This is a genomic window from Pseudoalteromonas sp. NBT06-2, from assembly GCF_002276045.1.
GTDB lineage: Bacteria > Pseudomonadota > Gammaproteobacteria > Enterobacterales > Alteromonadaceae > Pseudoalteromonas.
Genome location: NZ_NQMR01000153.1, coordinates 1 through 4,686 on the forward strand (window position 1 = coordinate 1; position 4,686 = coordinate 4,686).

The window sequence follows — 4,686 nt, forward strand, 5'->3', positions numbered from 1 at the left end:
GATCAAAGTCATGTTATTACGCAAGATGATTATTGCTAAGCTGTATCAGTCAGGAGAGATACGAACTTCAGGTAAGGCTTACACACTTTATCCAGGTAGCGATCTTTTCAAAAAGCTGGTTTTTAGTTGCTGATTGTGATCAACGATAGCTAGTAATAGTTCATTATGAGAGGAGTGAAACCCAGCATAAACTTCTGCGCTAAATTAAAGTTTGGTTTTATCTTCTGAATATCAATCAATTAATTTTTTTTACTGTAAATTTTCAAAAATAGGGGCTCCTTATATAATTGAGGACAATAAAAATTAAATTTACCGAGATTACTTCTTCTACATGGGAAATTGATCATTAGTGGTTTTTTTCTCATTTCTATGAAATGAGGTATACCGACGCCAAGGCGTCGAAAAGTCCAGAAATTATATGAAGGTCACATTATAAGCATCAAGCATTGGTTCTTAATACTTTTACACTATATGAAATACAGTACATCATTAATTCCCCTTTGAATCCATCAGGGATATCGTTTATGTCACTAATTATTTGATAATTTTGAGTTGAAAGCCATGCTTTTATAGTTTCTGGAGAATTATCGAATTCGGGGGAGTGGTTATTAAAATCGATAACGTTTTCACTAAATATAATGTGATAATCACCAATAGGGTGAATTTCTGCTACACAGCCGTTTTGGAAGCCTATAGAATATTTATGAGCTTCGTGTAAATCAGGAGTACAAAATATGCATTGGCTCCGTGCTTTAATACCTAAATTTTCTTCAAACCATTCATCAGCAAAAGAGTGGACTTCAAATTTTGTATGAAGTGGTTCTCTTGGTGTTTTTATGAATGGGTTTTCTAGAGTGGTACTATCGATTAGGGCATTAAACCCTCTGTAAATTACCATTTTTATTCCTTAATCAAATTCATTAAAGCCGGAATGTTTCCAACCCTCTTTTGGGGTGAAGTCGAAAGGGTTAGTCAAGTACAAGTGACTTTCATGGATATCTTTAGGTATGAAATTTTCAATTCTTATATCCCAAATAACTCTTCCTACATAGGCTAAAGGCTGTCTACTATTAGGCTCAATTCTAGTCATTTTTTGGAATACCTTACTTAACAATAGGCTAGCAGGGTGTTTTAAATCGAGTATATTTCGATTTGCTTTTCTTAAAGCGTTCCCCATTTCCCCGGTTGTGAGTGAATTAATATATGAACCGAGATCTTTATGCTCTATAACGTCTTTATTCGTGAGTATTTTATGCATCAATAGTGCAATAGCCCATGCATCGTATTTACCATACTGATGTCGGCGGTCTTCCCATGGAGTAAACACTTCCGGAGGTAAGCTATAGTATGAACCTTCAATTTTTTTTGGGGCTTCACTAATTAGTATTTCGACATACTCTGGAGTATCTTCAAATCCATGATGTGATTCAGGAATGCTTTCTCCCCAATCTATAATCCTAATCCCTACATCTGAAACCTTTTGATGCCAGTCAACAGATATATTTTCAACTAGAATATTCCCAGGATGTAAATCTCTATGGTGGATACCTGATGGTATGTGGCTTACAGCGTTTATGATTCTATGTATAAGTTCTAGCCTGTCTTCTATCGATAAGTCTGGATTTTCTTTTAACCATTCATTTAATGTTGGAAGTGAATGCCATTTTGTTATTAAACAATAAGCATTCCCATCAAATAAAACTTCACTATGAATATATTCAGCACATATACAACCAGGGCACGCTGATGCCCAACTAGTGATTAGTCTGGTAATTTCTATCTCACTTTGAAATTTAGCAATTTCATATTTGCTTGATGGAAACAGAAGGTATTTCATAAATACTGGTTGGCCAGACTCTTTATCAATTCCTTTAAAGCTTCTAGCTCCCATTCCGCCAGAAACTGTTGCCTCTACTAAAAAGCGATTATTGATTTCATTAATCCCTAACTTTTCAATCAAATCTACTGTAAATGATGTCAATTTAAGCCTTTAAATATTATTTACTTGTGAATGTTCTAAATTAGTTAAAGTGAGTGATTTATTAGAGTATTACTCAACCTTTTCAAATTTAACTGTTATTTCCACGAATCTGTCGTAAGACAAACAGGGTTTCTCATATTTTTTATATTGTATGTTGCTACAGAAGTTGTTTTTAGCTTTGTTTTTCTTATAAATGCCTAAAGGTGTTAACTTGACCTCAACATTACTTTCTAAATGAGGCTGTAATTTAAGTTTAACTGCTTCGATTCTTTGCTTTGCTAGTTCAAAATTAGTGGAGCCTTTTTGTTTGAATGGCTGTATGTCAGTATATCCGTTTAAAAATAATTCTTTTAATTTCAGGTTCTTATGTTTTGTTTTATCTTTGATGTCAGCTATTATCTTACTTAAATCGCTGTTTCCATTTTCATTTGGTTCTATATCACCGCTATCAAAATAAATGTTTTTCTTTAGTAAAAAGCAGCGAGGCTTTTGAGAACCAACTAATCCTTTTATAACCTTAACCCCGTTGCTATCTAAAGGAATTATGATCTCTTCTTTATTGGTCGAATCTAGCCTTATCTGTGTAGTACTTCCAATACCATGCCAATCGACAGTTATATTTTCTAAAGTAGAATATTGGTTTGATTTGCAATTGAATATTGCAATTCCTTGTGATTTAGAGAGGTCCATTAAGACCTTTAAGTTAGCATTGTTTACCAATAGGGTGGCTTTTTCTGTTCTTATCCCTAAATTCGTAAAAGTTGATTTAAGCAAATTAGATGAAGCCAAATTGCTCATGAAAATAGGAGTTAAAACACCAATAGCTAATATAAGGACCTTTATTTTTTTATGGTCTTCTTCCTTAGTTATATCACCTGCGGGGAATATCAACTGTTTATCTTTAGTAATAGATTCAAAGTTCAGGATAAAACCAGAAGCATAAAAGCTTATTAATGCTTGCCAAGATTCCATAGAGGCATTAAATACTATAGAAATAACTATTGGGGATATAAGAAAGAAAAGAGATAATAAGCTAGTTGATATCTCTGACAAGTAGGTTTTGTTTTTTAAAACAGAAATTATGTGTGCCGTTGAGGCATAAAACAGACCTATTATTAATGAGTAAAAAATACCAAATCCAAGACCTGCAAATAGAAATAAAAGTGTTTCACCTAGTGATAACTCACTTGGAAAAAACTTAATTATAAAGAAGCAATAAGAAAATATTACAGCAATTCCTAACGCGGTTGTGGCTGAAGAAAGCTGAAGTACTTTATTTTGAACAAATGCAAACATTTTAGGATCGTTTTTTCTTATATGGATTAAGTTTCATTGGAGGAGAAATAATACTAGATTTTATCAGATTAACTATTAAAAAATTAGACAAACTACAAAAAACACTTTTAAAGTTGTTTGTCCAAATTTTAAATAGATTTTATTGGGAACTTAAAGGCTAATTTTGGATATCCAAAAAGTACTTTGTCTGAGTTTTGAATATGCAGCTACATGTTTGTGGGGGTATGTAATTAAGTTGGTTAACGATTTAATTAAGATGGTTAACTTGGATAAGTTGGTTAACTTTTCCCACATATAATTCGAAAGGCGGATCAGAGATGATTCGCCTTTCGTATTTAAGAACCAGAAAAAACTTCTCTTCTTCCTAGTTTAAAATACTTCTTCCACGCGAGATGTCACTTTCGAATAAAGATTGAAACAACGAGAACAAGTTTGAAACTTTAATACTGAAAATAGCCAAAAGGCGAGCTTAATAGCTCGCCTTTTTTGTTTGCCCAGCGAAGCTGGCAAACCCGATAGGCTGAAAGAAGCCTTATCACCCCGACTAAGGGGAAGATAATCCAAATGGCAAGGGCGTTATGGCTAACGATAAGGTCTGAAGGAAGCCATAGGAAGATAAATGTACACAACTAACCGTAACCTGTTTCGGCGGCATTGGTGGGTAAGCGTTCAAAATAGCGCGAAGCCCAATACTTAGTCAGACCAATGCTGTGCTTGAGGGTGGCATATTTATCAGGGAGCTAGTGCAGTAACTGGGGAAGCCTGGCATCTAAACTTACTTGTAAGTAAGTGGCTTAAATTCAAGAGGAGACTCAAGATTTAAAGTCGGTGTGAGGTGGCAGATGAACCCGTAGTAGTGAGTAAGGCTAGGCCGATGAAAGCCAGTAATGGTGTGGAGGATAAAACCAAGCCGACTATCAGCATTGTGTTTGATGGGGTTAATTTTAGTCAAAAACTTTAATTAATTGCGAAGGGGGGAAGTATTCTTTAAGCGTATGAAAGACGCTGATATTAACTTATCGGCTCACAAGTATTTCGACGGAAATAGCCAAGAAGTGACGGTTAAGCAGGAATGTGGATGCTGAGAATTGAAGGGCGAGCAATGGAGTAATGACTGACCGCTTAGGCAGATTGCCAACAGGCTAGCACACCTAATGTCACCATGAAGAGTCAAACGATAGGTAAAGTGAAACGACCCTACATACCGCAAGCAAAGGCAGAAAATGACAGTTTATTACAGCTTGTACGGACAATTGTTAGACATTAACAATCTGCACAGGGGATTCAAAAAGGTAAAAAGCGCCAAAGGAGCAGCCGGAATTGATGGGCAGTCCGTAGGTGCGTTTGCCTCGAATTTAGAAATGAACTTAAAACAACTGCAACTTGAACTGCAAACCAAGCAATATCGG

Annotated in this window: 3 protein-coding genes and 1 pseudogene; 1 reads left to right on the forward strand and 3 read right to left on the reverse strand. The window is 35.1% G+C overall.

The genetic code is table 11. The annotated features are described in order from the left end of the window. Nucleotides 1–439 precede the first annotated feature (439 nt). From CJF42_RS21585 to CJF42_RS21595, 3 genes are all read right to left on the reverse strand, one after another. Nucleotides 440–898, reverse strand: coding sequence for a hypothetical protein (locus tag CJF42_RS21585; protein ID WP_095368654.1), 459 nt, complete (start codon nt 896–898; stop codon nt 440–442). Between the two features lie 9 nt (nt 899–907). Next, nucleotides 908–1,981 carry a protein kinase domain-containing protein gene (locus tag CJF42_RS21590; protein ID WP_095368655.1) on the reverse strand — a complete coding sequence of 358 codons (1,074 nt, stop codon included), beginning with the start codon at nt 1,979–1,981 and terminating at the stop codon, nt 908–910. A 69-nt stretch (nt 1,982–2,050) separates the two neighbouring features. Continuing rightward, entirely contained in the window at nt 2,051–3,277 is a 1,227-nt protein-coding gene (locus CJF42_RS21595) for an OmpA family protein (protein ID WP_095368656.1), read from the reverse strand. 1,223 nt (nt 3,278–4,500) lie between these two features. Here CJF42_RS21595 and CJF42_RS21600 point away from each other — a divergent pair. Then, nucleotides 4,501–4,686 (forward strand): annotated as a pseudogene (locus CJF42_RS21600) (group II intron reverse transcriptase/maturase); the annotation flags it as partial.

Coding starts and splice junctions, on each gene's coding strand:
- CJF42_RS21585 (WP_095368654.1), bottom strand. CDS start 898: ATGGTAATTTACAGAGGGTTTAATGCCCTAATCGATAGTACCACTCTA.
- CJF42_RS21595 (WP_095368656.1), bottom strand. CDS start 3,277: ATGTTTGCATTTGTTCAAAATAAAGTACTTCAGCTTTCTTCAGCCACA.